The organism is Bradyrhizobium sp. BRP20 (genome assembly GCF_020194215.1).
GTDB lineage: Bacteria > Pseudomonadota > Alphaproteobacteria > Rhizobiales > Xanthobacteraceae > Bradyrhizobium > Bradyrhizobium yuanmingense.
The window spans coordinates 1-24,590 of the sequence record NZ_JADYVY010000011.1 but is presented as its reverse complement, the minus strand read 5'-3'; the positions used below and the strand labels follow the sequence as shown (position 1 = coordinate 24,590).

20 protein-coding genes and 1 pseudogene are annotated in these 24,590 nt (G+C 65.8%); 15 read left to right on the top strand and 6 right to left on the bottom strand.

The annotated features are described in order from the left end of the window. Positions 1-87 precede the first annotated feature (87 nt). A complete protein-coding gene (locus I6F33_RS24270) occupies positions 88-1,170 on the bottom strand; it encodes a YbhN family protein (RefSeq protein ID WP_225144340.1) in 1,083 nt (360 codons plus the stop codon). 430 nt (positions 1,171-1,600) lie between these two features. On the opposite strand from I6F33_RS24270, the gene I6F33_RS24265 reads away from it, so the two are divergent. Both I6F33_RS24265 and I6F33_RS24260 read left to right on the top strand, forming a co-directional pair. After that, a complete protein-coding gene (locus I6F33_RS24265) occupies positions 1,601-2,107 on the top strand; it encodes a ferritin-like domain-containing protein (protein WP_036015620.1) in 507 nt (168 codons plus the stop codon). 209 nt (positions 2,108-2,316) lie between these two features. Then, complete coding sequence (locus I6F33_RS24260) at positions 2,317-4,716, top strand: EAL domain-containing protein (RefSeq protein WP_225144339.1); 2,400 nt, start codon at positions 2,317-2,319, stop codon at positions 4,714-4,716. Between the two features lie 4 nt (positions 4,717-4,720). Here the strand turns inward: I6F33_RS24260 and I6F33_RS24255 are convergent, their stop codons facing one another. Beyond that, positions 4,721-5,155 carry a hypothetical protein gene (locus I6F33_RS24255; RefSeq protein WP_225144338.1) on the bottom strand — a complete coding sequence of 145 codons (435 nt, stop codon included), beginning with the start codon at positions 5,153-5,155 and terminating at the stop codon, positions 4,721-4,723. 76 nt (positions 5,156-5,231) lie between these two features. Between I6F33_RS24255 and I6F33_RS24250 the strand changes: the two genes are divergently transcribed. Both I6F33_RS24250 and I6F33_RS24245 read left to right on the top strand, forming a co-directional pair. Then, entirely contained in the window at positions 5,232-5,813 is a 582-nt protein-coding gene (locus I6F33_RS24250) for a hypothetical protein (protein ID WP_225144337.1), read from the top strand. Between the two features lie 63 nt (positions 5,814-5,876). Continuing rightward, entirely contained in the window at positions 5,877-6,476 is a 600-nt protein-coding gene (locus I6F33_RS24245) for a YdcF family protein (protein WP_225144336.1), read from the top strand. A 3-nt stretch (positions 6,477-6,479) separates the two neighbouring features. Here I6F33_RS24245 and I6F33_RS24240 read toward each other — a convergent pair whose 3' ends face one another. Continuing rightward, a complete protein-coding gene (locus tag I6F33_RS24240; RefSeq protein ID WP_109143172.1) occupies positions 6,480-7,823 on the bottom strand; it encodes a PLP-dependent aminotransferase family protein in 1,344 nt (447 codons plus the stop codon). A 185-nt stretch (positions 7,824-8,008) separates the two neighbouring features. Here I6F33_RS24240 and I6F33_RS24235 point away from each other — a divergent pair, with 185 nt between their 5' ends. Further along, positions 8,009-8,239, top strand: a complete 231-nt coding sequence (locus I6F33_RS24235) for a DUF1127 domain-containing protein (protein ID WP_225144335.1) — start codon at positions 8,009-8,011, stop codon at positions 8,237-8,239. A 259-nt stretch (positions 8,240-8,498) separates the two neighbouring features. Here the strand turns inward: I6F33_RS24235 and I6F33_RS24230 are convergent, their stop codons facing one another. Together I6F33_RS24230 and I6F33_RS24225 are read right to left on the bottom strand one after the other, a co-directional pair. Then, positions 8,499-8,924 carry a universal stress protein gene (locus I6F33_RS24230; RefSeq protein WP_036015633.1) on the bottom strand — a complete coding sequence of 142 codons (426 nt, stop codon included), beginning with the start codon at positions 8,922-8,924 and terminating at the stop codon, positions 8,499-8,501. Positions 8,925-8,979: 55 nt separating this feature from the next. After that, entirely contained in the window at positions 8,980-9,516 is a 537-nt protein-coding gene (locus I6F33_RS24225) for a histidine phosphatase family protein (RefSeq protein ID WP_036015636.1), read from the bottom strand. 93 nt (positions 9,517-9,609) lie between these two features. Here I6F33_RS24225 and I6F33_RS24220 point away from each other — a divergent pair, with 93 nt between their 5' ends. From I6F33_RS24220 to I6F33_RS24180, 9 genes are all read left to right on the top strand, one after another. After that, on the top strand, positions 9,610-11,067 hold the full coding sequence (locus I6F33_RS24220) for an FAD-binding oxidoreductase (protein ID WP_225144334.1): 1,458 nt from the start codon (positions 9,610-9,612) through the stop codon (positions 11,065-11,067). An 87-nt stretch (positions 11,068-11,154) separates the two neighbouring features. Then, positions 11,155-11,667 carry a peptide-methionine (R)-S-oxide reductase MsrB gene (gene msrB, locus I6F33_RS24215; RefSeq protein WP_036015643.1) on the top strand — a complete coding sequence of 171 codons (513 nt, stop codon included), beginning with the start codon at positions 11,155-11,157 and terminating at the stop codon, positions 11,665-11,667. A gap of 292 nt (positions 11,668-11,959) precedes the next feature. Next, positions 11,960-14,212, top strand: a complete 2,253-nt coding sequence (locus tag I6F33_RS24210; protein ID WP_225129429.1) for a flagellar hook-basal body complex protein — start codon at positions 11,960-11,962, stop codon at positions 14,210-14,212. 34 nt (positions 14,213-14,246) lie between these two features. Next, complete coding sequence (gene flgK, locus I6F33_RS24205) at positions 14,247-16,130, top strand: flagellar hook-associated protein FlgK (protein ID WP_225144333.1); 1,884 nt, start codon at positions 14,247-14,249, stop codon at positions 16,128-16,130. Positions 16,131-16,151: 21 nt separating this feature from the next. After that, the gene (locus tag I6F33_RS24200; protein WP_225144332.1) at positions 16,152-18,035 is read left to right on the top strand and encodes a flagellar protein; all 1,884 of its coding nucleotides are present in this window, start codon (positions 16,152-16,154) and stop codon (positions 18,033-18,035) included. A 73-nt stretch (positions 18,036-18,108) separates the two neighbouring features. After that, positions 18,109-18,894, top strand: a complete 786-nt coding sequence (locus I6F33_RS24195; RefSeq protein ID WP_225144331.1) for a hypothetical protein — start codon at positions 18,109-18,111, stop codon at positions 18,892-18,894. A 10-nt stretch (positions 18,895-18,904) separates the two neighbouring features. Continuing rightward, the gene (locus I6F33_RS24190) at positions 18,905-20,533 is read left to right on the top strand and encodes a hypothetical protein (RefSeq protein WP_225144330.1); all 1,629 of its coding nucleotides are present in this window, start codon (positions 18,905-18,907) and stop codon (positions 20,531-20,533) included. A 1-nt stretch (position 20,534) separates the two neighbouring features. Next, the gene (locus I6F33_RS24185) at positions 20,535-21,788 is read left to right on the top strand and encodes a RimK family alpha-L-glutamate ligase (protein ID WP_225144329.1); all 1,254 of its coding nucleotides are present in this window, start codon (positions 20,535-20,537) and stop codon (positions 21,786-21,788) included. Then, the gene (locus I6F33_RS24180) at positions 21,785-23,281 is read left to right on the top strand and encodes an aspartate aminotransferase family protein (RefSeq protein WP_225144328.1); all 1,497 of its coding nucleotides are present in this window, start codon (positions 21,785-21,787) and stop codon (positions 23,279-23,281) included. Before I6F33_RS24185 ends, I6F33_RS24180 begins: the two co-directional genes overlap by 4 nt. Positions 23,282-23,354: 73 nt before the next feature. On the opposite strand, the gene flbT is transcribed toward I6F33_RS24180, so the two are convergent. Then, entirely contained in the window at positions 23,355-23,795 is a 441-nt protein-coding gene (flbT, locus tag I6F33_RS24175; RefSeq protein ID WP_036015664.1) for a flagellar biosynthesis repressor FlbT, read from the bottom strand. Between the two features lie 320 nt (positions 23,796-24,115). Here flbT and I6F33_RS24170 point away from each other — a divergent pair. Further along, positions 24,116-24,590 (top strand): annotated as a pseudogene (locus I6F33_RS24170) (flagellin); the annotation flags it as partial.

The window sequence follows — 24,590 nt, the reverse complement described above, 5'->3', positions numbered from 1 at the left end:
CAACGGCAAAGTTGAGGCGGAAATAAGAGAGGATTGTGCCGCGGCCTGCAACCCTTGCCCGACGATTGCGGAGGTGGCGTCGGCGGCTCAGCGCTTGCTGGCCCGCCGTAGCAGCCGTTCGCGCTCCATCGGCGTCACCTCCTTGGGCAGGTTGGCCTGCGCGCAGGCTTCCGCCAGCCGCCGCCGCTCCTGCCACGGCGCGACCACATTCGTCCAAAGCTCGCGCGTGCCCATGATGGAGATGGCAAGGCCGAACGGGATCACGAAATAGAGAATACGGAACACCAGCAGCGTGGCCAGAAGCTCCTCGCGGCCGAACTGGGGCAGCGCCACGAGCATGGCGGCATCGAACACGCCGATCGAGCCCGGCGCGTGGCTGGCAAAGCCGATCAGGGTCGCCAGGATGAACACGACCGCGAGCGACATGAAGTCGATCGGCGGGTTGGCCGGCATCAAGAGGTACATTGCCGTGGCGCAGAAGCCGAGATCAACGACGCCGATCAGGATCTGCACCAAGGTCAGCGGCGCCGAGGGCAGCACCACCTTCCAGCCCTTCTGGCCGAGCTCACGGCGCTTCTCGCCCATGCAGAGCCAGACCAGATACGCGCCGATCGATGCGAGACCGCCGAGGGCGATCAACCGGTTGAGCGAGGAGGGCAGCTGATCCATCGAGGAGGCCGCGTCCGGATGGATGGCCATGCCGATCGAGAGCACGAAGATGTTACCGAGCCAGAAGGTCAGGCCGGACAGGAAGCAGATCTTCGCGACGTCGATCGCGTTCAGTCCGTAGTCCGAATAGATCCGGAAACGGATCGCGCCGCCGGTGAAGACCGTGGCGCCGATGTTGTGCCCGATCGAATAGGACGTGAAGCTGGACAGCGCCGCGATGCGATAGGGCACGTGCTTCTTGCCGATCGTTCGCAGCGCAAAATAGTCGTAGAAGGTCAGCGTACAGAACGCGAAGAAGACGCAGATCGCCGCCAGCCCGATGTTGCCGCGGGGAATCTCCGTCAACGCGGTCAGGATGACCCCGGTATCGATGCCCTTGAGCGTCCGCACCAGCGTGGTGATCGCAAACCCGATGATGAAGATGCTCGCGGCGACGCCGAGCCGTCGCCAGCCGATCCATCTATTGAAGCCGCGTTTCAGCGCGGGCAGCAGTCCGTGCATTCATCCTCCCGGCGGGGGGCAAGACCGACCGGGCCAGACATTGGCCGGTCGGGTGCGATCACGGCCAAAAGGCAGGCATCGATCGCTAGGCATGATCCAGCTCATTTAAGGCAAAATCAGCGGCTTGTGCAGCCCTTGACAACAATAGGTTCTGCGTTCGGCGGGCAACTTTGTCATACGCGGTTCATATCGGCGGCGCGTTAAGCATATGAGTCGCGAAACCAGGCTCCATCCGCGCGCTCACCGTGCCGATACGATCTCAGATCCCGGCGCCGTCCGCATTGTTCCAACGCAGAGCCGTATCGGCGTTTTTGGAACGTCGATGCCGCGTGGTCGTTAGCCTCCATCAGCAATCGAACATGGCGGAATACGCGGCTTTTTCGTGCAAGCCGGCGCCTCCGTGTTCCCAAGACCCGAGAGGATCGGAACGATGGGACTGTTCACAAAAGACATCAAGACCATGAACGACCTGTTCGTACATCAGCTCCAGGACATCTATTACGCCGAGCAGCAGCTCACCAAGGCGCTGCCGAAGATGGCGACCAAGGCCACTGATCCGCAGCTGAAACAGGGCTTTTTGACGCACCTCGAGGAAACCAAGCAGCACGTTGCGCGGCTCGAGGAGGTCTTCAAGATGCACGGCGTCCCCGTGAAGGCGGTCGACTGCCCGGCCATCGACGGCATCATCGAGGAAGCCGACGAGACCGCCGGCGAAGTCGCCGACAAGGCGGTGCTCGACGCGGCCCTGATCAATGCGGCGCAGGCCGCGGAGCATTACGAGATCGTCCGCTACGGCAGCCTGATCGCCTGGGCCAAGCAGCTCGGCCGCAACGATTGTGCGGCGGTGCTCGCCAAGACGCTCGAGGAGGAGAAGGCGACCGACCAGAAGCTGACGACACTCGCCGAGAGCAAGGTGAATCTGCGCGCGGCGAGCTGAGTAGAGGAAACTACGAGCGCCGCGCGACGGTCCGCGCGGTGTGCTTGTTCGCTTCCCGCTGCCGTGGTGCTGCTTCGGTGCGCCGTCGCCAGGATCAGCAATGTGAGCGAACTCGCTCATCTTCCATTCACCACTTCCGGAGCAGGTTTGTAGCCGGTTACCGATCGTCCACCACTGTCGGCTCAAGTGCGGGTCGATAGGGGCCGGCAATGTATCAAGTTCTCTACTGTCTCACCGACGAGCATGACTGGCGACTGGTGGCCCTTGGGGGCGCGGTGTGCCTGCTCGCCAGCGCCGCGGCGATCAGCCTGTTTCAGCGCGCACGCGCGACGCACGGAGCCGGGCGCCTGGCCTGGATCGCCCTGGATGCGGCCGTGAGCGGATGCGGCATCTGGGCGACGCATTTCATCGCGATGCTGGCCTACGGCCCGGGAAGCGCCGGCGCCTACAACATCCCGGTGACAATTCTGTCGCTGATGCTTGCGATCTCCTTGACCTTCGTGGGCCTCAGCATCGCCGTGGCGTCCTCGCGCCCGGTGTGGATCGTCGTCGGCGGCGCCATCGTCGGCCTTGGTGTCGCGGCGATGCATTACACCGGCATGGCGGCGCTGGAGATGCCGGCACGGCTGGATTGGATCGGGAGCACGGTTGCCGCCTCGGTGCTGTTCGGAATCGTCTTCGCAGCGCTCGCGCTGTTCGTCGCCGCGCGAGGTGACGGCATTCGGCATGCGCTGAGCGCGACTGCTCTGTTGACGCTCGCGATCGTTGCCCATCATTTCACCGCGATGGGCGCGGTGCTGTTGACGCCGGACCCGACGATCGCGATCAGCGGGCTCTCGGTCCCGCCGGCCTCGCTGTCGTTCCTGACTGCCGGCGCCGCCGTCGCGATCATCGCGATTGCGCTCGTGGCCGCGCTGCTCGACCGCCGCGCCAAAGGCGAACTGGGCCGCCAGCAGATCGTGCTCGACAGCGCGCTGGAGAACATGTCGCAGGGGCTGTGCATGTTCGACGCGGAAGGCAAGATCATCCTGTTCAACGAGCGCTATGCCGCGATGCTCCGTCGAACCGACGTGCCGCTCGCCGGCCGCTTGCTGGTCGACGTGCTCAGGGAAGAGCAGGCCAAGGGCCAATGGCAGGGCGACGCCGATGAATTCTTCGCCCGCCTCGTCGCCGACGCGCGCGAGGGCCGCACCACGACCGACGTCGTCAACCGGTTCGGCCGCTCCATCCGGGTCGTCAACCAGCCGATGCAGGGCGGCGGCTGGGTCGCGACCTTCGAGGACATCACCGAATGGCTGGAGGCGCAGGCCAAGATCTCGCACATGGCGCGACATGACGCGCTGACCAGCCTGCCGAACCGCGTGCTGTTCCACGAACAGCTCGAGCAGGGGCTGCGCCAGACCAAGTCGGGCGACCAGCTCGCGGTGCTTTGCCTCGATCTCGATCACTTCAAGGACATCAACGACTCGCTCGGCCATCCCATCGGCGATGCGCTGCTCAAGGAGGTCGGCCGCAGGCTCGAGGCCACCGTCGGCGAACAGGACACCGTGGCGCGGCTCGGCGGCGACGAGTTCGCGGTGGTCCAGATCGGACGCTCCGAGGAGATCGCCGCGCGATCGCTTGCCGGACGCCTCGTCGAGGTGATCTCGGCGCCTTACCAGATCGACGACCATCAGATCGTGATCGGCGTCTCGATCGGCATCTCGCTGTCGCCGCAGGACGGTAGCAATCCGGACGAGCTGCTCAAGAACGCGGATCTTGCGCTCTATCGCGCCAAGGCGGATGGCCGCGGCACCTACCGCTTCTTCGAGACCGGCATGGATGCGCGTGCGCAGGCGCGGCGCCTTCTGGAAATGGATCTGCGCGCGGCGCTGCAACGCGACGAGTTTGAGGTCTATTACCAGCCGATCCGCGAGGTCGCCAGCGGTCGCGTCGTCGCCTTCGAGGCGCTGCTACGCTGGAACCATCCGCAGCGCGGACTGATCGCGCCCATCAGCTTCATCCCGCTGGCCGAGGAGACCGGGCTCATCGTTCAGCTCGGCGAGTTCGTGCTGCGCTCCGCCTGTGCCGACGCGGCCACCTGGCCCGACGATGTCGATGTCGCCGTCAATTTGTCGCCTGTGCAGTTCAAGAGCCCGAACCTGATCGCGGGTGTGACCGAGGCGTTGGCCGCCTCGGGACTTGGTGCGCGCCGCCTCGAGCTCGAGATCACCGAATCCGTTCTGCTCCAGAACAGCGAGGCGACGCTGACGACCTTGCACGAGCTGCGCGCCATGGGCGTGCGGATCTCGCTCGATGATTTCGGCACCGGCTATTCGTCGCTGAGCTATCTGCGCAGCTTCCCGTTCGACAAAATCAAGATCGACCGTTCCTTCGTGTCGGAGCTGGCGACGCGCGAGGATTCCATGGCAATCATTCGCGCCGTGACCGGCCTCGGCCGCAGCCTCGGCATCGTCACCACGGCGGAGGGCGTCGAGAACGACGCGCAGCTCGAGCTGCTCCGGCGCGAGGGCTGCACCCAGGCGCAGGGTTATCTGTTCAGCAAGCCGCGGCCCGCCTCGGATGTCGCGATCATGCTGGAACGGCCGCGGCTGCGCGCGTCGGCTTGAGAGGTCAGCTTCGGCGCAGCGCAAAATGCGCGCCGCAGAACGCCATCACGGCGCCGAGACACAGGGCGGCAAGCCCGGCGAGCACGCCCGAGACGGTCGGGATCGGGCTCGGCGCCGACGCCGCCTGACCCGCTCCCGCAAGCAGCAGCACGCCGACCGCGATCAGGAATTGCCGCATCCGCTGCGGGATCTGTCCGGAGACGGCGCTCTGCATCAGGCTCGCCGTGAAATAGCCGCCGGAGAAGCCGACGGTGGCGATCAGCCACCAAGCGATGGCGGCGCCCGCCGGAATGAAATCATGCGTGTCGGAGCGCCAGAGGCGGCCGAGATCGAGACCGTAGCGCGCGCCCAGCATGTGCACCGCGAGCGCCAGCAACACACCGGAGATCATCGCGGCGCCGAGAATCAGGCGGCGCGGAAAAAAGGTCGTCTCAGCCATGCCTCGCTTGTAGGATGGCCGGGGGCGATCGCGCAAGCCGATCGCCCAAGCGATCGCCCATGGGTTCGTTGACGACATGCCGGGAGCGGAAGCGGGTTCGACCACGAGCTATGCCTACAAGGCCTCGCTGATCGGCTCGGCGCATCGCTTCGAGTTGACGGAGCAGGGGCTGTCCTGGCACATCGCCGGCCGCTCCGGCCTGTGGCGCTATGACGAGATTTCGGCGATCCGGCTGTCGTTCCGCCCGGTGTCGATGCAGCAGCACCGCTTCCGCGCCGATATCAGCCGCACGGGCGGCGGCCGCATCGCGATCCTGTCGACGAGCTGGCAGACCGCGGCGCTGATGGCGCCGCAGGACAACGGTTTTCGCGATTTCCTGATCGAGCTGCATGCGCGGATGGCCAAAGCCGGCAGCCGCGCCGAATTGACCGCGGGCCTCGGCCGCAAAACCTATGCGGCGGTGCTGGTGTTCCTGGCCGTGCTCGCTGTGGCAATGGCGGGGCTGTTGATCCGCGCGCTTCTGACCGGCGAGCTCGCGGGCGTGCTGTTCATCCTCGGCTTCGCCGCGCTGTTCGCCTGGCAGGTCGGCGGCTTCGTGCGGCGCAACCGGCCGCAGAGCTACAGTTTCGATCGCGTGCCGAAGGCCCTGCTGCCCTAGGTGCAATCGGCCGCAATCAAATGTGACTTCGCGTCCCGCCGTCTGCGTCGCATCCTTGTGGTCATGTCAGCCATGGATCGCAGCACCCGTCTGCCGACGGCAGACGAGATCGCCAGAATCAACCGCACGCATCTGATCGAGACGCCGCTCCGGCCAGCCGACTTGCTGTTCGTGTTCGGCACCCGCGAGGACGCTGGCTTGCGTGCCGACACCGCCGCAAGGCTGTGGCGCGAGGGCCTGTTTCGCCGGTCGATTGTCAGCGGCGGTGTGACGCCGGGCTCGGAGCAATCCGAGTGCAGCATTATCAAGGCCGCGATGGTTGCCGCGGGCGTTCCGGCGGACCTTATCCTCGAGGAGCACCGCGCGATGAACACCGGCGAGAACGTCATCTTCTCGCTTCCGATCATCGATGCGGCCATCGGGCTGCAGAATATCCGCAGCGTGATCTGTCTCGGCAACACCTGGACCGCGCGGCGCTACCCGATGACGCTGCATCGGCATTGGCCGGGGGTCGAGAAGATGCTGCTCACCGTCGACAGTTTCACGACACCACGTGCGCTCTGGCATACCGACGCCGAATTTCGCCGCCGCATGCTGCACGAATGGGACAAGATCGAGCCTTGCAAGGCGAGGGGCTTTATCGCGGACTGGTCGGAAGTCTGAGCCCTACTCCGTCGAATCGAAATCGTCCTCCTTGGTGCCGAGCAGCGAGACGATGGTGCGCAGGCCGGAATCGAGCTGCTCGGGCGAGGGCGGGGCCAGCGCGAGCCGCACCGCGTTCGGCGCGTGACCGTGCGCGATCGCAAAGGTCGAGGACGGCGTCAGCGCGATGCCGCGCCTTGCTGCTGCGGCGACGAAGGTCTGCGAGCGCCAGTGCGGTGGCAGCGTCAGCCAGAGATGATAGGAGCGCGGATCGGCGGCGAGCTGGTAGCCGGAGAGCAGCCTAGCGGCGGTCTGCTGTCGGCGCGCGGCATCGATGCGTTTCAGCCGGGTCAGCTCGGCGACGGTGCCGTCGGCCATCAGCCGCTGCCCGGCCGCGAGCGCATGGCCGGAGGCGATCCAGCCGCCGGTCCGCACCGCGCTCATCACACTCTCGCGCAGATGCGGCGGCGCGACGAGGATGCCGAGCGCGAGCCCCGGTGCGACCTTCTTGGACAGGCTGTCGAGCACGATGCAGCGGTGGGGCCCGAGCGCCGCCAGTGGCGTGTCGTCGGCGAGGAAGCCGTAGACGGCGTCCTCGATGATGGTGAGATCGAGCTTCTCGGCGACGCGCATGATGTCGGCGCGCCGCGTCGCGTTCATGGTGACGCCGAGCGGGTTCTGGATGATGGGCTGCAGATACAGCGCCGACAGATGCGCCTCGCGATGGGCCTTCTGGATGGCGTCGGGCCGCGCGCCGAACTCGTCCATGGGGATCGGGACCAGCGTCACACCGAGCCGCGCGGCGATGCTCTTGACGTAAGGGTAGGTCAGCGCCTCGACGCCGCAGCGGCCGCCGGTGGGCACCAGCGCGGCAAGCGCGGCCGCGAGCGATTGCTTGCCGTTGGCGGTGAAGAAGATCTGCTCGGGCTGCGGCGAAAAATCCTTGCGTGCGAGATAGGCAGCGGCGGCAACGCGGGCGCTCTTGGTGCCGGTGCTGGTCGAAACGCGCAGCGCGGATTCCAGCGCGTCGATGCGCTCGAGCCCCGCGAGGCTCTTGGCGATCATCGCCCATTGCTGCGGCAATAGCGGGTAATTGACCTCGAGATTGATGCGCGCGTCGGCCGGCTCGCGCATGGTCTCGACTTCACGCCTGACGTCGCCGGAGATGAACGTGCCGCGCCCGACCTCGCCGACCACGAGGCCGCGGCGGAGCAATTCCGTATAAACCCGGCTCGCGGTCGAGACCGCGATGCCACGGTCATAGGCAAAATTGCGCTGCGGCGGCAGCCGGTCGCCGGGTCTTAACGTGCCGTTAGTGATATCGGCCGCAATGGCATCGGCGAGCTTCACGTACTCGAACTTGGACATATTGCACCGAGAGCAATGTTTTGCTTGCTCCGAGGAGTGTACTGGAGCATTTAAGTTCCATCAAGTTCCGCGATGGGCCGAGGAGAGCGAGAGCAATCCGACGGCAAATGAGGTGCAGGCGCCAACAAGCGTCCGCGCCAACGGCACCTGCTTCGCCGCGCGGGACGATAGGCCGGAGAAGAAGAATGACCACGATCTCGCAAACTGCCGGGCGGACCTTACGCCCATCCTCATCGGTTTTCAGTGCCCTAGCCCTGCGCCTCACCGCGCTGTTCGACCGCCTGGAGCGCCGCTCCGCCGTCAAGACCCTGAACGAGCTCGACGACCGTGCCCTGCGCGACATCGGCATCACGCGCAGCCAGATCGAGGATGCCGTGTACGGACAGTTCAAGACCGAGCTGTCGCGGTATCTGTGATACTCGCGTGTCCCGGACGCGCTGCAGCGTGAAACACTGCTGCGCAGAGCCGGGATCCAGCGGATCGCACTCGCTGACGCATGGGCCTCGGCTCTGCAGCGCATCACTTCGTGCTGCGCAGCGTCCGGGGCACGGAAGCGCGAGTGTGGCACGCAGCTGCCTCTACGTCATTGCGAGCGCAGCGAAGCAATCCAGGCTGTTGCCGCGGAAAGAGTCTGGATTGCTTCGCTTCGCTCGCAATGACGGAGTCTGCTGCCCTTCAATGCCTCACCACCAGCACCGAGCACTTGGCGTAGCGCACGACGTGGCCGGCATTGGAGCCGAGGAAATAGGTGCGCATCGCCGGCCGATGCGAGGTCATCACGATCAAATCGGCCTTCACGTGCACGGCTTCCTCCAGGATCTCGTGATAGATGCCGCCCTGGCGCACCACGCTGGAGATGCGGGACGGCTCGATGCCGGATTCGCGCGCGACGATGGCGAGGGCCTCTTCCGAGGTCTGGCGCTGCTGCTCGTCGAAATCGGCCGGGACGTACTCGGCCAGCATCACCGGCGTCATCGGCAGCACGTTGAGCAGGCGCACGGTGCCGCTCCAGGTCTGCGACAAAGTCGCCGCGGTCGCGATCGCCGGCTTGGCGAGATCGGTGTCGGCGAGATCGATGGGCACGAGGATGGACTTGAACATCTGCGCCTCCCTGTGAACCAGGCTGAACCAACCGGTCGAGACGGCGCCCGCGCGTCTAGCCCGATCGAAGCAGCTTGGGGCTGACGAACAGCACCAGCTTGCCGCGGCGGTAGGCCACGTCATCCCAATCCTTGACGTCAAAGTCGAAGATCGCAAGCCCCGCTGTGGGCAGGTTGTCGCCGAGGGTCTTGGCGCCATCGGGATCGCCGCCGCCGATCAGCATGAGCGCGACCTCGTGCATGCCGGGATTGTGGCCGATCAGCAGCAGCCGCTTCGGATCGGCCGGGGCGGTTGCGGTGCGAATGGTGTCCAGGATCTGCGCGGGATCGGCGCCATAGAGTTCCGGCAGGACCTCGACCTGCGGCGCCGGGACGCGGTCCTTCATCGCCTCCCAGGCGATGTCCCAGGTCTGACGGGCCCGCACGGCGTGGGAGACCAATACGGTATCGGGGAAGGGCGGATGGGCCGCGATCCAGTCTCCCATCCGCGCGGCATCCTTGTGGCCGCGGTCGTCGAGCCGGCGGTCCTGGTCACGGCCGCTCGGTGCGTCGGTCTCGGTCTTGGCGTGACGCAGCAGCATCAAACGGCGCATGGCATTCTCGAATCGTTCCACGTCCAGGATAATCTACAGGCGCCGGTTGAGGACAAGGTGACAAGGGCCCGCACAGTCCTCTAAGAAAACTGCATGAGCGAGACTTTCACAAGCGTGTCCCAGGAAGAAGCCGGCTTTCGCGACCGCGTGCGGCTGTCGTTCGATCTCGATGCCGACATTTGTGTGATCGGGGCGGGCCTGGCCGGGCTTACCGTGGCGCTGGAGGGGGCCCGGCTCGGGGCCAGCGTCGCGGTGCTCGAGGGTCGGCATATCGGCTGGAACGCCTCCGGCAACCAGCTCGGCACCGTGATGCCGGGCTTTGCGCTGCCGCTCACGGACCTGATCGAGCGCATCGGCTTGGAGGACGCCCGCGAATTGTGGACCCTGTCGAAGCAGGGCGCCGAGTTCGTCCGGGCCAACGCCAGCGAAGAGAGCATGCCGGGGATCGGCGTCAGCGACGGCGTGCTGGAGGTCTCCAACGTCGATGCCGGCGACCGGCTGATCAGCCAGCTGCAGATGCTGAACGAGGATTTCGATACCGAGGTCGAAGGCTGGCAGGTCGATCGCGTGCGCGAGGCGCTCAAGACCGATCATTACTTCCACGGCGTGTATTATCCGAAAGCGTTCCAGGTCGACGGCCGGAAATACGTGCACGGCCTTGCGGCGCTGGCACGGCGGGCAGGCGCCCGCATCTTCGAGGACACGCCGGTCGTCAGCATCGATCATTCCGGCATCCGCAAGCGCATCGTCACGCCCTCGGCGCGGCTGCGGGCGAGCCACATCGTGCTCGCCGGCAACATTCATCTCGGCGCCCCCTCCAAGCGCCTGTCGGAGACGTTGCTGCCGGTCTGGCGCTATGCCGGCGTGACCGCGCCGCTCGGCGAGCGCCTGCACGAGATCATCGCCTTCAAGGGATCGGTGATGGATTCCGACGGTGTCGATCATTTCCGGCTTGTCGACGGCGACCGGCTGATGTGGGAGAGCCCGGAGACCACCTGGGCCGCGCGTCCGCAGCGCTTCGCCGGCGCCATCAAGCGGCGGATCCGGACGATCTTTCCCGAGCTCGGCAATGTCGATATCACCGACATCTTCGGCGGCGCCACCGGCCAGACCGTGCACGGCATGCCGCAGATCGGCCAGCTGCGCAAAGGCTTGTGGGTGGCGAGCGGGTTCGGCCGCCAGGGCATGAACACCTCCGCCATGGCCGGACAGATGATCGCGCGCAGCATTTTGCGGGGCGATGAGCGCTGGAAGCTGTTCTCGCCGTTCGAACTGGTCTGGGCGGGCGGCGCCACGGGGCGCGTCGCCGGCCAGCTGGTCGGGATCTGGGGCAGGGCGAGCTCCGCCGCCGCAGGTGCGCTCGCCCGCTATCGCGAGCGCGCGAGGGTCAAGGACAGGCAACGCGAGGCCCGCCTCGCCGAAGCCAACCGCGCCGCCGGCACCGGTCCGCGCCGAGCGCCGCCCGGCGTGCGACCCCGGCCGGCGCCACCGCCGAAAGCCGCGGTCGGCGCTGCGGAACCGGTCGTGCACGAGGACCGCGTCTCGCAATAAGTTGAGCGAAATTCCGCTCCGACGTGTAACTTCGGCCGGCAGAAGCCCGTATCTCAGGGCGTGGACTTCCCGCGCACGGAGAATGACATGCTTGACCGCCGCATCCTGCTCACGACTGTCGCCGGCCTGTTCGGCCTTTCCGCCTTGCGCTGGCTGAGAGGAACACCTGCCGAGGCCGGCGAGAAGGCCGCGCAAAAGTTCGAGATCACCAAGACGGAAGCCGAATGGCGCGCCCAGCTCACGCCGCAGCAATATGAGATCCTGCGCAATCACGGCACCGAGCGGCCCGGCTCCAGCCCGCTGCTGAAGGAGAAGCGCAAGGGCATCTTCGCCTGCGCCGGCTGCGACCTGCCGCTGTTTACGTCGGAGACCAAGTTCGAGAGCGGCACGGGCTGGCCGAGCTTCTATGCGCCGATCGAAGGCAATGTCGGCAAGACCGAGGACCGCAGCTACGGCATGGTCCGCACCGAGGTGCATTGCCGGCGCTGCGGCGGCCATCTCGGCCATGTCTTCGACGACGGCCCGAAGCCAACCGGATTGCGCTATTGCATCGACGGTTTCGGCTTGGTCTTCCACCCCGCGGCGGCGTCGGCGACGTAGGATCTTTCTCCCTGTCATTCCGGGGCGGTCCGCAGGGCCGAACCGGGAATCTCGAGGTTCTCAGGTGCGCAATTGCGCACTTGGATTCGATGCTTCGCACCGCCCTCTAACGACAGGATGCCCCGGCAATTGTTGCCGGTCCCGGCAAATGTGCCCCGGTCGTGAGACCGGGGCTTTTTCATTAAGTCATTGATTTCCTGAAGATATCCGTGTTGGCATAGGCCTTGCGACGTCTCTTTCCGATTGCGGCCATGGTCGACCGGCCGCCGAGATCGGATTTGGAGACAAAGTTATGGGTATCTTCGATGCAATGAACACCTCGGTGGGTGGCCTGCAGGCGCAGTCCTTCGCGCTGCAGAACATTTCCGGCAACATCGCGAACTCATCCACCACCGGTTACAAGGGCATCGGCACCAGCTTCGTCGACCTCATTCCGGACTCCTCGGTCCCGAGCAAGCAGGTGGCAGGCGGCGTGCAGGCCAACGCCAAGGCTACCATCACGACGCAGGGCACGATCTCGTCCTCCAGCGTCGCCACCAACATGGCGATCACCGGCGACGGCTTCTTCTCGATCCAGAAGGCGAGCGGCGTCGTTGACAACGTGCCTGTCTTCACCGGGGTGACCTACTATACGCGGCGCGGCGACTTCCAGCTCAATGCCAACGGCAACCTGGTCAACGGCGCCGGCTATTATTTGATGGGCGTCACCGTCGACCCGAAGACCGGCAACCCGACCGGCAGCGTGGCGAACGTCCTGCAATTCCAGAACAACTTCATTCCGGCGCAGGCGACGACCTCGATCCAGTACGCGGCGAACCTGCCGACCCAGCCCAACACGGTGGCGAAAACCACGGCATCGACCGGCACCTTGCTCGCCGCCGGCGGCCTGAACCCGTCCGATTTCGCCGCCAACCCGCTGCCGGTCGGCACGCCGCCGGCGCCCTATGCCAACGCGACCGTCTCGGGCGCGGCCGCAACCGGCAACATCCGCTCGGCTTATTCGTCAACGACGGCCACCGGCACGGTTGCGCTCCAGAACAATTCTTCGGCGGTCGCCTCGACGACCACGTCGCTCGACAATACCGCCGGCACGCATCTGGCCTCCAGCATCCTCACCGCGCTGAGCGGCCAGACGCTGACAATCAACGGCAACACCATCACCTTCAACGGCGGCACCACGGTCTCGACCGTCGGCAGCAACACCACGATCGGTCTCGGTGCGGGCACGACGGCGACGGTGGCCGACATCCTGAACGCGATCCAGACGGCCGGCGGTGCCGGCGTCACCGCTTCGCTCTCGGTCAGCGGCAATATCCAGATCGCGACCGGCACCGGCACCGACGTCGCGATCGGCAGCGGCACGGCCGCCACCGCGCTCGGCATCAGCAGCGTGACGCGTGGCGGCAACGTGCTGTCCTCGCCTGCAATCTCCGGCGCGACGGTGCTGAGCGGCTCGGCCACCGCCGGCGGTGCCCAGGTGCTCACGTCGGGCTTTTCCCCCGGCGACACCATCACCGTCAACGGTCAGACACTGACCTTCATGGCCTCGGGCGCCTCGGGTGCGAACCAGATCAACGTCACCGACAACGTCACGACCCTGCTCGGCAAGATCGATGCGCTCTCCGGCGCCTCGGGATCGTCGGTCAGCAGCGGCGGCGTGATCACGCTGAACACCGGCACCGTCTCCAACCTGACGGTCTCCAGCTCCAACAGCGCGGCCTTCTCCGCGCTCGGCTTCACCTCGACCATCACCAGGAATCGCGAGGGTGGCGGCACGGCCGGCACCGGCGGCGTGATCGGCAACGACATCGCCACCTTCACCAAGGAATCGATCAGCGGCGGCGCGGTGACCGCCTACAACGCCGCCGGTACGCCGGTGAACCTGCAATTGCGCTGGGCCAAGACCGACAGTGCCTCGCTGGGCGCGGGTCATTCCGACAGCTGGAACCTGTTCTACCAGACCGACCCGAACGCGACCGGCACGACGGTCGGATGGGTCAATACCGGCCAGACCTTCACCTTTGCCGCCGACGGCTCGCTGACCTCGCCGAGCGGCTCGGGCATCACCATCAACAACGTCACCGTCAGCGGCCAGTCGCTTGGCTCCGTCGCCTTCAACATCTCCTCCGGAGGCCTGACGCAATATGCCAGCACCAGCGGCGCGGTGACGATCAACACCATCACCCAGAACGGCTACGCCGCCGGTCAGCTCCGATCGGTCGCCGTCAACAACAACGGCGTGGTGGTCGGCACCTTCTCCAACGGCCAGAACCTCAACCTCGCGCAGGTGCAGCTGTCGCATTTCAACGGCACCAATTATCTGAAGGCGATGGACGGCGGCGCCTATGCCGCGACCGAACAATCGGGTGACGCCATCGACGGCGCTTCGGGCACCATCAGCGGCTCGTCGCTGGAGGGATCCAACACCGACATCGCCGACGAATTCACCAAGCTGATCGTGACCCAGCAGGCCTATTCGGCCAACACCAAGGTGATCACGACGGCAAACTCGATGGTGCAGGATCTCCTCAACGTGTTGCGCTGATCGGCGCGTGACGTAACAAAGGCGGGCCAGTGATATGGGTTTGAGTTCAGCCCTCGCCAGTGCGATGAGCGGTCTGCGTGCCAACCAGGCCGCGCTCTCGATCGTCTCCTCGAACGTCGCCAATGCGCAGACGCCGGGTTACGTCGTCCAGACGCCGAACCAGATCGAGGTCACCACCGGCGAGTTCGGCGCGACGGCGATGACGACCGGCGTCAGCCGCCTGCTCGACACCTACGTGCAGAACCAGCTACGGACCGAGACCGGCGGCGGCGGCTACGCCGACCAGATGGCCAATATCCTGAAGCAGCTTCAGAATGTCTACGGCACGCCCGGCAATTCCGGCACGCTCGAAAGCGCGCTGAACAAGTTCACCACGGCGCTGCAGGCGCTGTCGACCAGCTCGGGTGCGTCGTCGGCGCAGACCGTCGCGCTCGGGGCGGCCCAGGCGCTCGCGACGCAGCTCAACGTCACCACCAAGGGCATCCAGTCGCTGCGCTCCAACGTCGAACAGGATCTCGGCAATTCGGCGCAGGCCGCCAATGCGGCCATGAAGCAGATCGCCGACATCAACACCAGGCTCCAGGGCCTGTCGGCCAACGATCCTTCGGCTGCAACGCTGATGGACCAGCGCGACCAAGCCATCAACACGCTGTCGAAATATGTCGACATCCGCGTCACCACCGACAATTCGAACCAGGCCAACATCTACACCACGACCGGCATTCAGCTGGTCGGCGCCGGGCTCGCCTCCGAATTCTCCTTTGCCTCCGCCGGCGCGCTGTCGGCAACGTCGCTCTACAACATCGACCCGGCCAAGTCCGGCGTCGGCGCGTTCAACATCAAGCTGCCGAACGGTTCGCAAGTCGACGTCGTCGCCAACAACGTGGTGTCGTCCGGCCAGATCGCGGCCGACCTGAAGCTGCGCGACGACATTTTGGTGCAGGCGCAGAACCAGATCGACCAGCTCGCCGCCACGATGGCGAGCGCGCTGTCCGATAAGACCACGGCGGGCAGTACGGTCACCGGCCCGCCGGCCGGCTTCGATCTCGAGCTCGCCGGTGCGCTGCCGGGCAACACGGTCAACATCACCTATACGGACACGGCGACCAACACGCAGCGCCAGATCACGCTCGTCAACGTGACCGACCCAGCCGCGCTGCCGCTCCAGAACGCGACCAACGCCAACCCGATGCGAATCGGCGTCGACTTCGCTGGCGGCATGGGCGCGATCGCCTCTGCGCTGAACACCGCGCTGTCGGGCACGCATCTGTCGTTCTCCGCCGCCCCGTCGCCGGCGACCGCCACGACGCTGCGGGTGACCGACGACAACACCGGGCTTGCCAAGGTCGGTTCGGCCTCGACCACCAAGACGATTTCATCGTTGACCTCGGGCAATCCGCAGCTGCCGCTGTTCACCGACGGCGGGCAGGCGCTCTACACCGGCGCGATCACGGCGTCGGGCTCGCAGATGACCGGTCTTGCCGGGCGCATCGCCGTGAACACGCAGCTCGTGACCGATCCGACCCGGATGTCGGTCTACAATACCTCGCCGGTGACGCCCGCAGGCGACACCACGCGTTCGGACTATCTCTACTCGCAGCTCACCAGTGCAGTGTTTTCCTATTCGCCGCAGAGCGGCCTCGGCTCGGCTAGCCAGCCCTTCACCGGCAGCGTCTCGAACTTTCTCCAGCAGTTCCTGAGCGTGCAGGCCAACGCCGCGACCCAGGCGACCCAGCTTCAGCAAGGCCAGAGCGTCGTGGTCTCGACGCTCCAGGCCAAGTTCGACTCGACCTCCAAGGTCAACCTGGACTCGGAGATGTCGAACCTGATCCAGCTTCAGAATGCCTATGCCGCCAACGCCCATGTCATGTCGGTGGTGCAGACCATGATGAACACGTTGATCCAGGCTCAATTGTAAACAGTAACAGGGCTTCGAAAGATGGCGATCAGCAGCATCAACTATTCTTCGTCGATCCTCGGCGCGCAGATCCGCAACATCAATCAGCAGCTCACCGACTTGTCGACGCAGCTTGCGACCGGCAAGCTGTCGCAGAACTATTCCGGCATGGGGACGAACGAGGGCTTTGCGATCGCCGGCCGCGCGCAGCTCTCCAACATCGCCGGCTATACCGACACGATCACCAACGTCAATGTCAGCATCAACCTCGCCAACACCGCGCTGCAATCGCTGACCAAGATCCGCAGCACGGTGCAGACCGGCTCGGCCTCTACCGCGCAGGACCTCAACGTCAACGGCCAGACGATTGCCCAGAACACCGCCGCCGCCCAGTTCGGCTCGATGGTCGGTGTCCTCAACACGCAGACCGGCAGCCGCTATCTGTTCTCCGGAACGGCCGTCAATACCCAGTCGGTCGCCGATGCCGGCGACATCATCAACGGCACCACGACGCAGGCCGGCTTCAAGACCGTCATGGCCGAGCGCCAGGCCGCGGACTTAGGGGCCAGCGGCATGGGCCGCCTGGTGCAGACGCAGCCGACGGCGAGCTCCGTGCAGGTGTCGGAGGACGTCGCCGGATCGCCGTTCGGCCTCAAGATCAAGGCGGTGTCCTCGACGCTGACCGGGGCGACCGTCACCGGCCCGAGCGGCTCGCCGGTGTCATTCTCGGTCGATCTCAACGGCGTCAATCCGAACAACGGCGACAAGCTCAGCATTCAGTTCACCCTGCCGGACGGCACGACCGAGCAGATCGACCTGACGGCGTCCTCGGCGACGCCGACGCCGCTCGGCAGCTTCGCGATCGATGCGAGCACGCCCGTCAACCCGAACAATACCGCTGCGAATCTCAACACGGCGCTGAACACCGCGATTCAGAAGCTCGCCAACACCTCGCTGGTGGCGGCATCGGCGATCGTTGCGGGCGACAACTTCTTCAACACCGCGAGCTCCGCGATCGGCACCCCCGTCAACAACCAGGCGGCGCCGGCGGCCCCGGTCACCGGCGCGACGGCGCTGTCGGGCGCGAGCCCCTCGGACTCGATCTCGCCGGGCTTCGTCGCGGGCGATACCATCACCGTCAAAGGGACCACGCTGACCTTCGTGGCCTCGGGCGCGACCGGCAACCAGCTCAATGTCACCGACAGCATCCAGACCCTGCTGAGCAAAGTCGACGCGATCACCGGGAGCTCGAAGCCTTCGACGGTCCATGGCGGCTCGATCACGATCAACACCGACGATGCGGCGAGCCTCAACATCACGACGTCGAACACCGGCGCGCTGAGCGCGCTCGGGTTCAGCTCGACGCCGGTGACCGCCACGCAGCCGCCGCTGCGCGTCGGCTCCTCGCCTGCGAGCTCGGCGACCACGCTGGTGAACGGCTCGGCCACCTCCGTGAAGTGGTACCTTGGCAATGACGGGCCGGGCTCGCCGCGCTCGACGGCCATGGCGCGGGTCGACGATGCCGTGACGGTGCAGTACGGCGCCCAGGCGAACGAGGATGCGATCCGCCGCCAATTGCAGGCGATCGCGGTGTTCGGCACCTTCTCGACCTCGCCGACCGGGCAATATTCGGGCGGGCAGGTCTCGGCGCTGAGCCTGCGGGTGACCCAGGCGCTGACCCAGCAGCCCGGACAGCAGCGCATCGAGGACATCCAGACCGACATCGCGATGGCCCAGAACACGATGAAGGACGCGAGCACGCGCCAGACCCAGGCCAAGGCGCAGCTCCAGACCATCATTGACCAGGCGGAATCGGCTTCGCCCGACCAGGTCGCGAGCGAGATCCTGGCGCTGCAGAACGCCTTGCAGGCGTCCTACCAGGTGACGTCGAACCTGGCGCAGCTCTCGCTCGTCAAGTTCCTGTAAGGAAGCGTTAAGACGCCGTTAACCATGCCTGTTTACCTCTTGGTGAGGATTGCAAGCGGGGGCGGAGCGGTCGATGTCGGACAAGTTGCAGCTGGTGGTGGCGACGCCTTGCTTCGGCGGGCAGGTGTCGAGCATCTATGCGAGCTCGATCTTCGCGTTGCAGCGGGCCGTGCACGGCATGTCCAATCTCGAGCTCAAGGTTCTCTTGCGCGACGGCGACGCGCTGATCACACGTGCGCGGGCCAACCTGGCCGCGATGTTCCTGGACGATCCGAAGGCGACGCATTTCCTGTTCATCGATGCCGATATCGGCTTCAAGCCGGAGCAGGTGTTCCGCCTGATCGAATGCGGCGCGGACGTCGTCGCCGGCTGCTATCCGATCAAGCGGGTCAACTGGGACAAGGCAGCGCGGGCGATCCAGTCGGGGCGGGCCGACGTGCCGGCCGCCTCGCTCGACTACGTGCTCGAGATCGAGGACCCCGACCGCATCGTGGTGGTCAACGGATTCACCCGCGTGCGCTATGCAGGCACCGGCTTCCTGATGATCCGGCGTCACGTGCTGGAGGCGATGTGCCGCCACCCCGACTACGCGAACCTCCAGTTCTTCCGCGAACATTCCCATGATGCGCTGGCGGCGAGCCGGAACCGGTTCGCGCTGTTCGAATGCATGATCGATCCGGCGACCGGCACCTATCTGTCCGAGGACTTCGCCTTCTGCAAGCGCTGGACCGATATCGGCGGCGAGATCTGGGCCGACATTCAGAGCCCGCTCGACCACGTCGGGCCGTCGGTGTTCCACGGCGACATCGCCTCGCAATTCGCAGCCGTGCCTGCAGCGGCGGCCGATGCCGCGGCGTGAGCCTTTCGGGATGAGCGGCGGCCCATCCCCTCGGCCCGAGATGCAACGCGCCGCCGACGGCGGCTCGCGTTATCGCCTGCGCGACCTCTTCACGCCGCTCGACACGCTGCTCGTTTCCGGCGGAGATCCGCGCCTGGCGCTCGATCCCACCGGCCGCGCCAACGCCTATGGCTGCCCGGCTTCGCCGGAGCCGGAGGTGTGGAATTTCGCCTCCTCGACCGCCTCGACGATCTCGCAGGCGGCCTATGACCGCGCCGCGCTGGCGCGTGAAGAGCTGATGCACAAGTGCCTGCTCGACGAGGTCGAGCTCGCTTTCGATGCACGCTGCGAAGATATGCGCGACGAGCTGCGCGGTCATCTCCAGCTCTCGCCGCGCGTCGACGTGGTGTTCTCGCCGTCCGGCACGGACTCCCAGCTCCATGCCCTGTTCCTGGCGCGCACGATGCTCGGCGCGCGGCCGGTGACGATCGTGGTCGGCGCCGACCAGACCGGCAGCGGCACGGCCCATACCGCGCGTGGACATCATTTCAGCACCCTGACCGCGAGCGGCTTTGCGGTTCGCAAGGACGGCGCGGTCGCGGGGCTGGCCGGCGCCAGCATCTCGCTGCCGTTGCGCGCGCCGGGGACCGGGATCGCGATGCGCACGGATGCCGATGAAGCGGTGCTGCATGCGGTCGAGGCCACGATCGCGCAAGGCGCGCCCGTGCTGCTCCAGATCATGGATTCCTCGAAGCTCGGATGGCGTGCGCCGAGCGCGGCCTGCCTCGACGAGATCGCGCGGCGCTGGCCGCGCAAGGTCCAGATCGTCGTCGACGCCTGCCAGGCCCGGCTCGGCCGCCGCCGGCTGCGCTCCTATCTCGACCGCGGCTATATGGTGCTGATCACCGGCTCCAAATTCTTCGGCGGACCTGCCTTCAGCGGCGCACTGCTGGTGCCGAATGGCCTGTCGCGGTCGCTCGATCGCGTCGAGGGGATCGCATCTGGAATCCGTGACTACGCCGGCCGCTGCGATTGGCCGATGGCCTGGACGGCGCTGCGTTCGCGCTTCGAGCGCCGTCCGAATTTCGGTCAATGGCTGCGCTGGGAGGCGGCGCTGGCCGAGATCGGCAGTTACTACGGCGTGCCCGGGGCCTTCCGCGCCAAGATGCTCGCCGAGCTCGCTGCCGGCATCGACAGCATGATCGCATTGTCGCCGTCGTTGCACGCTGTTTCGGCCGCGACCCACGTGGCCGGCATCGACGACGAGGAATTCGCGCAATCGACCATCTTTCCGTTCACGCTGCTGCGCGACGGCAAGCCGGTTTGTGTTGCCGAGACCGCTTCTGTTCATCGCGCGTTGGCGCGTGACGTCAGCCAAGAGATCAACGGCAGCACGGAGGACCGTCAGGTCGCCGCGCAGCGCTGCCTGATCGGCCAGCCGGTGCGGCTGGAGCGGCAGGGCGAGACGCCGCAGGCCGTGCTGCGCTTCTGCGTCGGCGCGCGGCTCGTGACTGAGGCCTGGTCGCCGGACAGGGCGGAGGCGCAGCGCAACGTGCAGCACCTTCTCGACCAGATCGCCCACGTCCTGGTGAAGATCGAGCTGCTGCTCGCCGGTGGCGCAGCGGCGGCCGTGCCGGTAAAGTCCGCGTTCGAGGTGTGAGATGCAGCATCCGGTTTCCGCGCCGATCGGCCTGACCGCGGCGAACTATGCCGACCGCATCGGCTTTGCGCAGCTGACGCGCCGGGCCTTCGAAGGCGTCGATCTGCATCCGTTGCGCGATCATCTCGTCGCGCGCATCGCGGCGGGGACCGCGCTGGCGGGTGAGGGGCTGGACCTGTCGTTGATCACCCAGCTGCTGGGTGACAAGGATCGGGGGCTTGCGATCCAGTCCGAGGTGCTGGCCTTCCATCAATTGTTCCGAACGCCCGGCGCAGGCCCGAAGCCGGGCTTGCGCCTGCTCGCGCTTGCAGCCGACATCGACATGGGCGGCAACACGCCGATCGATTTCCTGCTCGAAGGCTCCGATGTCGAGCTGTTGACGCTCTATGTGATCAGGGGCGTCGGGTTGCCCGAGACCTTGCCGGAGCACGACGTGGCCATCGTGGTCGCGTCCGATTCCGAGGAATGCCGTGAGGCGCTCGCGCTGATCGATGAGGCCGCGCCGCACTGGCCGCGGCCGCTGCTCAATCGCCCCGATCGCATCGGCAATCTCGATCGTGACAAGCTGTATCGGCTGCTGACGGATGTGCCCGGCCTCGACATTCCCGCGACCATCCACGCAACGCGCGCGCAATTGTCGGACCTCGCGCAGGCGCGGATCGCATGCGAGGACATCGCAGGCGAATTGCACTTTCCGATGATCGCACGGCCGCGCGGCTCGCATGCCGGCGTCGGGCTCGCGAAGCTCGACGATGCGGCGGCTCTGGCGGCCTATCTCGCCGAACGGAAAGAGCAGGACTTCTTCGTCGCACGCTTCGTCGATTATGTGAGCCCCGACGGGCTCTACCGCAAATATCGCCTCGCCATGGTCGACGGCAAGCCGTACGCGTGCCACATGGCGATCGCCGACCGTTGGGACATCTGGTATCTCAACGCCTACATGGCCTTCAGCGAGGAGAAGCGGGCCGAAGAAGCCGTCTTCATGCGCGACTTCGATCATGCTTTCGGCGAGCGCCACAGAAACGCGATCGAAGAGATGAGCCGGCGCGTCGGCCTCGATTATTTCATCGTCGATTGCGCCGAGAACGCGAACGGCGAGCTTCTTGTGTTCGAGGCCGACAACACCGCCGTCGTGCACAACATGGATTCGCCGGTCGTGTTTCCGTACAAGCCGCCGCAGATGCGCAAGATCTTTTCCGCGTTCACGGCGATGCTGTTGCGGCATGCGAAGACGGGCGCGGAGAGCGCAGCATGAACGAGATCATCCGCAATACGCAAAGCTCCGTCGCGAATACCCCGCTAGATCCGCAGGACTGGAGCGAGTTTCGCGCGCTGGCCCACCGCATGCTGGACGAGACGATCGACGGCATTGCCAACGTTCGGGCGCGCCCCGTCTGGCGGCCGATTCCCGATGACGTGCGCGCGGCCTTCAGGGCGGACGTGCCGCGCGAGGCGAGCGACCTCGCGGAGGTCTATCGCGAATTCTCCGAGCATGTTGCGCCCTATGCGACCGGCAACGTCCATCCCGGCTTCATGGGCTGGGTGCATGGCGGCGGCACCGTCGTCGGCATGCTCGCAGAGATGCTCGCCGCCGGCCTCAACGCCAATCTCGGCGGACGCGACCACATGCCGATCGAGGTGGAGCGCCAGATCGTCGACTGGATAAGCCGCCTGTTCCTCTTTCCCGAGAGCGCAAGCGGCATCTTCGTCACGGGCACGTCGATGGCCAATCTGATGGCCGTGCTGGTGGCACGCACCACCGCGCTCGGCACGCTGGCGCGGCAGCACGGCATCGGCAATGACGGTGCGCTGCTCACGGCCTATACGTCGCAGGCAGCGCATGGCTGCATCTCGAGGGCGATGGACATTGCCGGGCTCGGCACCGATGCACTGCGCAAGATCGCAGTCGATGCCGATCATCGCATCGACGTTGCCGCATTGCGCGCACAGATCGCCGTCGATCGCGAGGTCGGCTTCAAGCCTTTCCTAGTGGTCGCATCCGCCGGTACGGTCGATATCGGGGCGATCGACGACCTCAGGGCGATCGCTGCGTTGTGCCGCGAGGAAGGAATCTGGTTTCACGTCGACGGCGCTTTCGGTGCGCTCGCAATCCTGTCGCCGGAGCTTGCGCCGCTGCTCGGCGGCATCGAGCTTGCGGATTCAATCGCACTCGACTTCCACAAATGGGGGCAGGTGCCGTATGACGCTGGCTTCCTGCTGGTGCGCGACGGCGAGCAGCATCGGCAGGCCTTCGCGCAGCCGGCGGCCTATCTGAGCCGCGAGGCGAGGGGGCTTGCGGCGGGCGCGGTCTGGCCCTGCGATCTCGGCCCTGATCTGTCGCGCGGCTTTCGTGCGCTGAAGACGTGGTTCACGCTGAAGACGTTCGGCACCGACCGGCTGGGCCGGGCAATCGCACGAAGCTGCGCGCTCGCCAAATATCTGGAGGCGCGTGTGCTGGCCGAACCACGGCTGGAATTGCTGGCACCGGTCAATCTCAACATCGTCTGCTTCCGCTATCGCAGCGGCGATGCGGTCAATCGCGAGATCGTCGCCGACGTCCAGGAGTCCGGCATCGCTGCGCCATCGAGCACGACACTGGACGGAAAGTTCGCGATCCGCGCCGCGATCGTCAATCACCGCACCGAGGAGGCGGACATCGATGCGCTGATCGCAGCCGTGCTGCAGTTCGGTGGACAGCGGAGCGGCGGAGTGATCGAGGTCGACGCGCCACCGCTCGTAGCGCAATAACTTGACGAACGTCTGAAACGACAACGGCCCCGGAGGCGATCCGGGGCCGTTGTCGTTGGCGCGAACGCCTGTATCAGGCGGCGGTGCTGACGTCGTCCTTGTCGGCTGCCGCCTTGGGATGAGTGGCCTCGAACTGGTTGCGCAGCTTCTCTTCATAGGCGATCAGCTTGCGGGCTTCCTTCAGCGCCCGATAGAGGTCGCCGTTCAGGATGTTGTTGTTGATGCCTTCGATGATCGGCCAGGAGCTCGGCACCGCGGTGACGATGTCCCGCACCAGGTTGAAATAGGTGCCGTGCTGGGTCTGCGGATCCGGGGAGATGTACATGAGCTGGACCGCCAGATAGACGAGCTTGGCGGGTGTGTCGGCGGTCTCCGGCGTGAGGATGTCGCGCTCGCGCAGGATCGGCACGTTCTCGCCATCGATCAGGAGGCGGGCCCGCTGGTCCGTGTTGGTGATCACGGAATTGCCGACGATGATGCGTTCGTGCGGTTTGAGCTCGACCTTGAGGGCCATTCCTGTTCTCCATCAACGCTTTCGTAACCGAGCGTTCGTTGCGGCCTATCAGGACGTGATTCTCGCTCGCAACTAGTTAACGAGCTGTAAATTTGAGCCATCCCCGCCAAAAAGCTCAATGCTTTCAAGGACAGGATTGGCGCGGTGGTGCTGCTAGGCGCGTCGCTTCCGAGGCCGAATCACGTGTGACCGGGCAAAAGCGCGGGTTTCATTTCATGTTTCGTTAGAGGTCTCGGCGGCACGGTCCGCCGTCGCTGGGTCCATCGCGATCCAAGCAGACGTGTAACAGTAGCGTCGTTTACCAGAAAGGTAACAGAGTCATGTCCGGTATCGTTCTTTCCGCATCGGTTCGTCAGAACCTGCTCTCTCTCCAGTCCACCGCTGACCTCCTCGCCACCACGCAGAACCGTCTGTCGACCGGCAAGAGCGTCAACTCGGCACTGGACAATCCCACCAACTTCTTCACCGCACAGTCGCTCGACAACCGCGCCAGCGACATCAACAACCTGCTCGATGGCATCGCCAACGGCGTGCAGGTGCTGCAGGCCGCCAACACCGGCATCACCTCGCTGCAGAAGCTGATCGACTCTGCCAAGTCGATCGCCAACCAGGCGCTGCAGACCACCGTCGGCTACTCCACCAAGTCCAACGTCTCCACCACCATCTCGGGTGCGACGGCGGCCGACCTGCGCGGCACGACGTCCTATGCCAGCGCGACCGCGAGCAGCAACGTGCTCTACAACGGCACCGCCGGCGGTACGACGGCCGCGAGCGGCACCACGACGCTCGGCGCTA

Coding starts and splice junctions, on each gene's coding strand:
- I6F33_RS24270 (WP_225144340.1), bottom strand. CDS start 1,170: ATGCACGGACTGCTGCCCGCGCTGAAACGCGGCTTCAATAGATGGATC.
- I6F33_RS24265 (WP_036015620.1), top strand. CDS start 1,601: ATGGGACTGTTCACAAAAGACATCAAGACCATGAACGACCTGTTCGTA.
- I6F33_RS24260 (WP_225144339.1), top strand. CDS start 2,317: ATGTATCAAGTTCTCTACTGTCTCACCGACGAGCATGACTGGCGACTG.
- I6F33_RS24255 (WP_225144338.1), bottom strand. CDS start 5,155: ATGGCTGAGACGACCTTTTTTCCGCGCCGCCTGATTCTCGGCGCCGCG.
- I6F33_RS24250 (WP_225144337.1), top strand. CDS start 5,232: ATGCCGGGAGCGGAAGCGGGTTCGACCACGAGCTATGCCTACAAGGCC.
- I6F33_RS24245 (WP_225144336.1), top strand. CDS start 5,877: ATGTCAGCCATGGATCGCAGCACCCGTCTGCCGACGGCAGACGAGATC.
- I6F33_RS24240 (WP_109143172.1), bottom strand. CDS start 7,823: ATGTCCAAGTTCGAGTACGTGAAGCTCGCCGATGCCATTGCGGCCGAT.
- I6F33_RS24235 (WP_225144335.1), top strand. CDS start 8,009: ATGACCACGATCTCGCAAACTGCCGGGCGGACCTTACGCCCATCCTCA.
- I6F33_RS24230 (WP_036015633.1), bottom strand. CDS start 8,924: ATGTTCAAGTCCATCCTCGTGCCCATCGATCTCGCCGACACCGATCTC.
- I6F33_RS24225 (WP_036015636.1), bottom strand. CDS start 9,516: ATGCGCCGTTTGATGCTGCTGCGTCACGCCAAGACCGAGACCGACGCA.
- I6F33_RS24220 (WP_225144334.1), top strand. CDS start 9,610: ATGAGCGAGACTTTCACAAGCGTGTCCCAGGAAGAAGCCGGCTTTCGC.
- msrB (WP_036015643.1), top strand. CDS start 11,155: ATGCTTGACCGCCGCATCCTGCTCACGACTGTCGCCGGCCTGTTCGGC.
- I6F33_RS24210 (WP_225129429.1), top strand. CDS start 11,960: ATGGGTATCTTCGATGCAATGAACACCTCGGTGGGTGGCCTGCAGGCG.
- flgK (WP_225144333.1), top strand. CDS start 14,247: ATGGGTTTGAGTTCAGCCCTCGCCAGTGCGATGAGCGGTCTGCGTGCC.
- I6F33_RS24200 (WP_225144332.1), top strand. CDS start 16,152: ATGGCGATCAGCAGCATCAACTATTCTTCGTCGATCCTCGGCGCGCAG.
- I6F33_RS24195 (WP_225144331.1), top strand. CDS start 18,109: ATGTCGGACAAGTTGCAGCTGGTGGTGGCGACGCCTTGCTTCGGCGGG.
- I6F33_RS24190 (WP_225144330.1), top strand. CDS start 18,905: ATGAGCGGCGGCCCATCCCCTCGGCCCGAGATGCAACGCGCCGCCGAC.
- I6F33_RS24185 (WP_225144329.1), top strand. CDS start 20,535: ATGCAGCATCCGGTTTCCGCGCCGATCGGCCTGACCGCGGCGAACTAT.
- I6F33_RS24180 (WP_225144328.1), top strand. CDS start 21,785: ATGAACGAGATCATCCGCAATACGCAAAGCTCCGTCGCGAATACCCCG.
- flbT (WP_036015664.1), bottom strand. CDS start 23,795: ATGGCCCTCAAGGTCGAGCTCAAACCGCACGAACGCATCATCGTCGGC.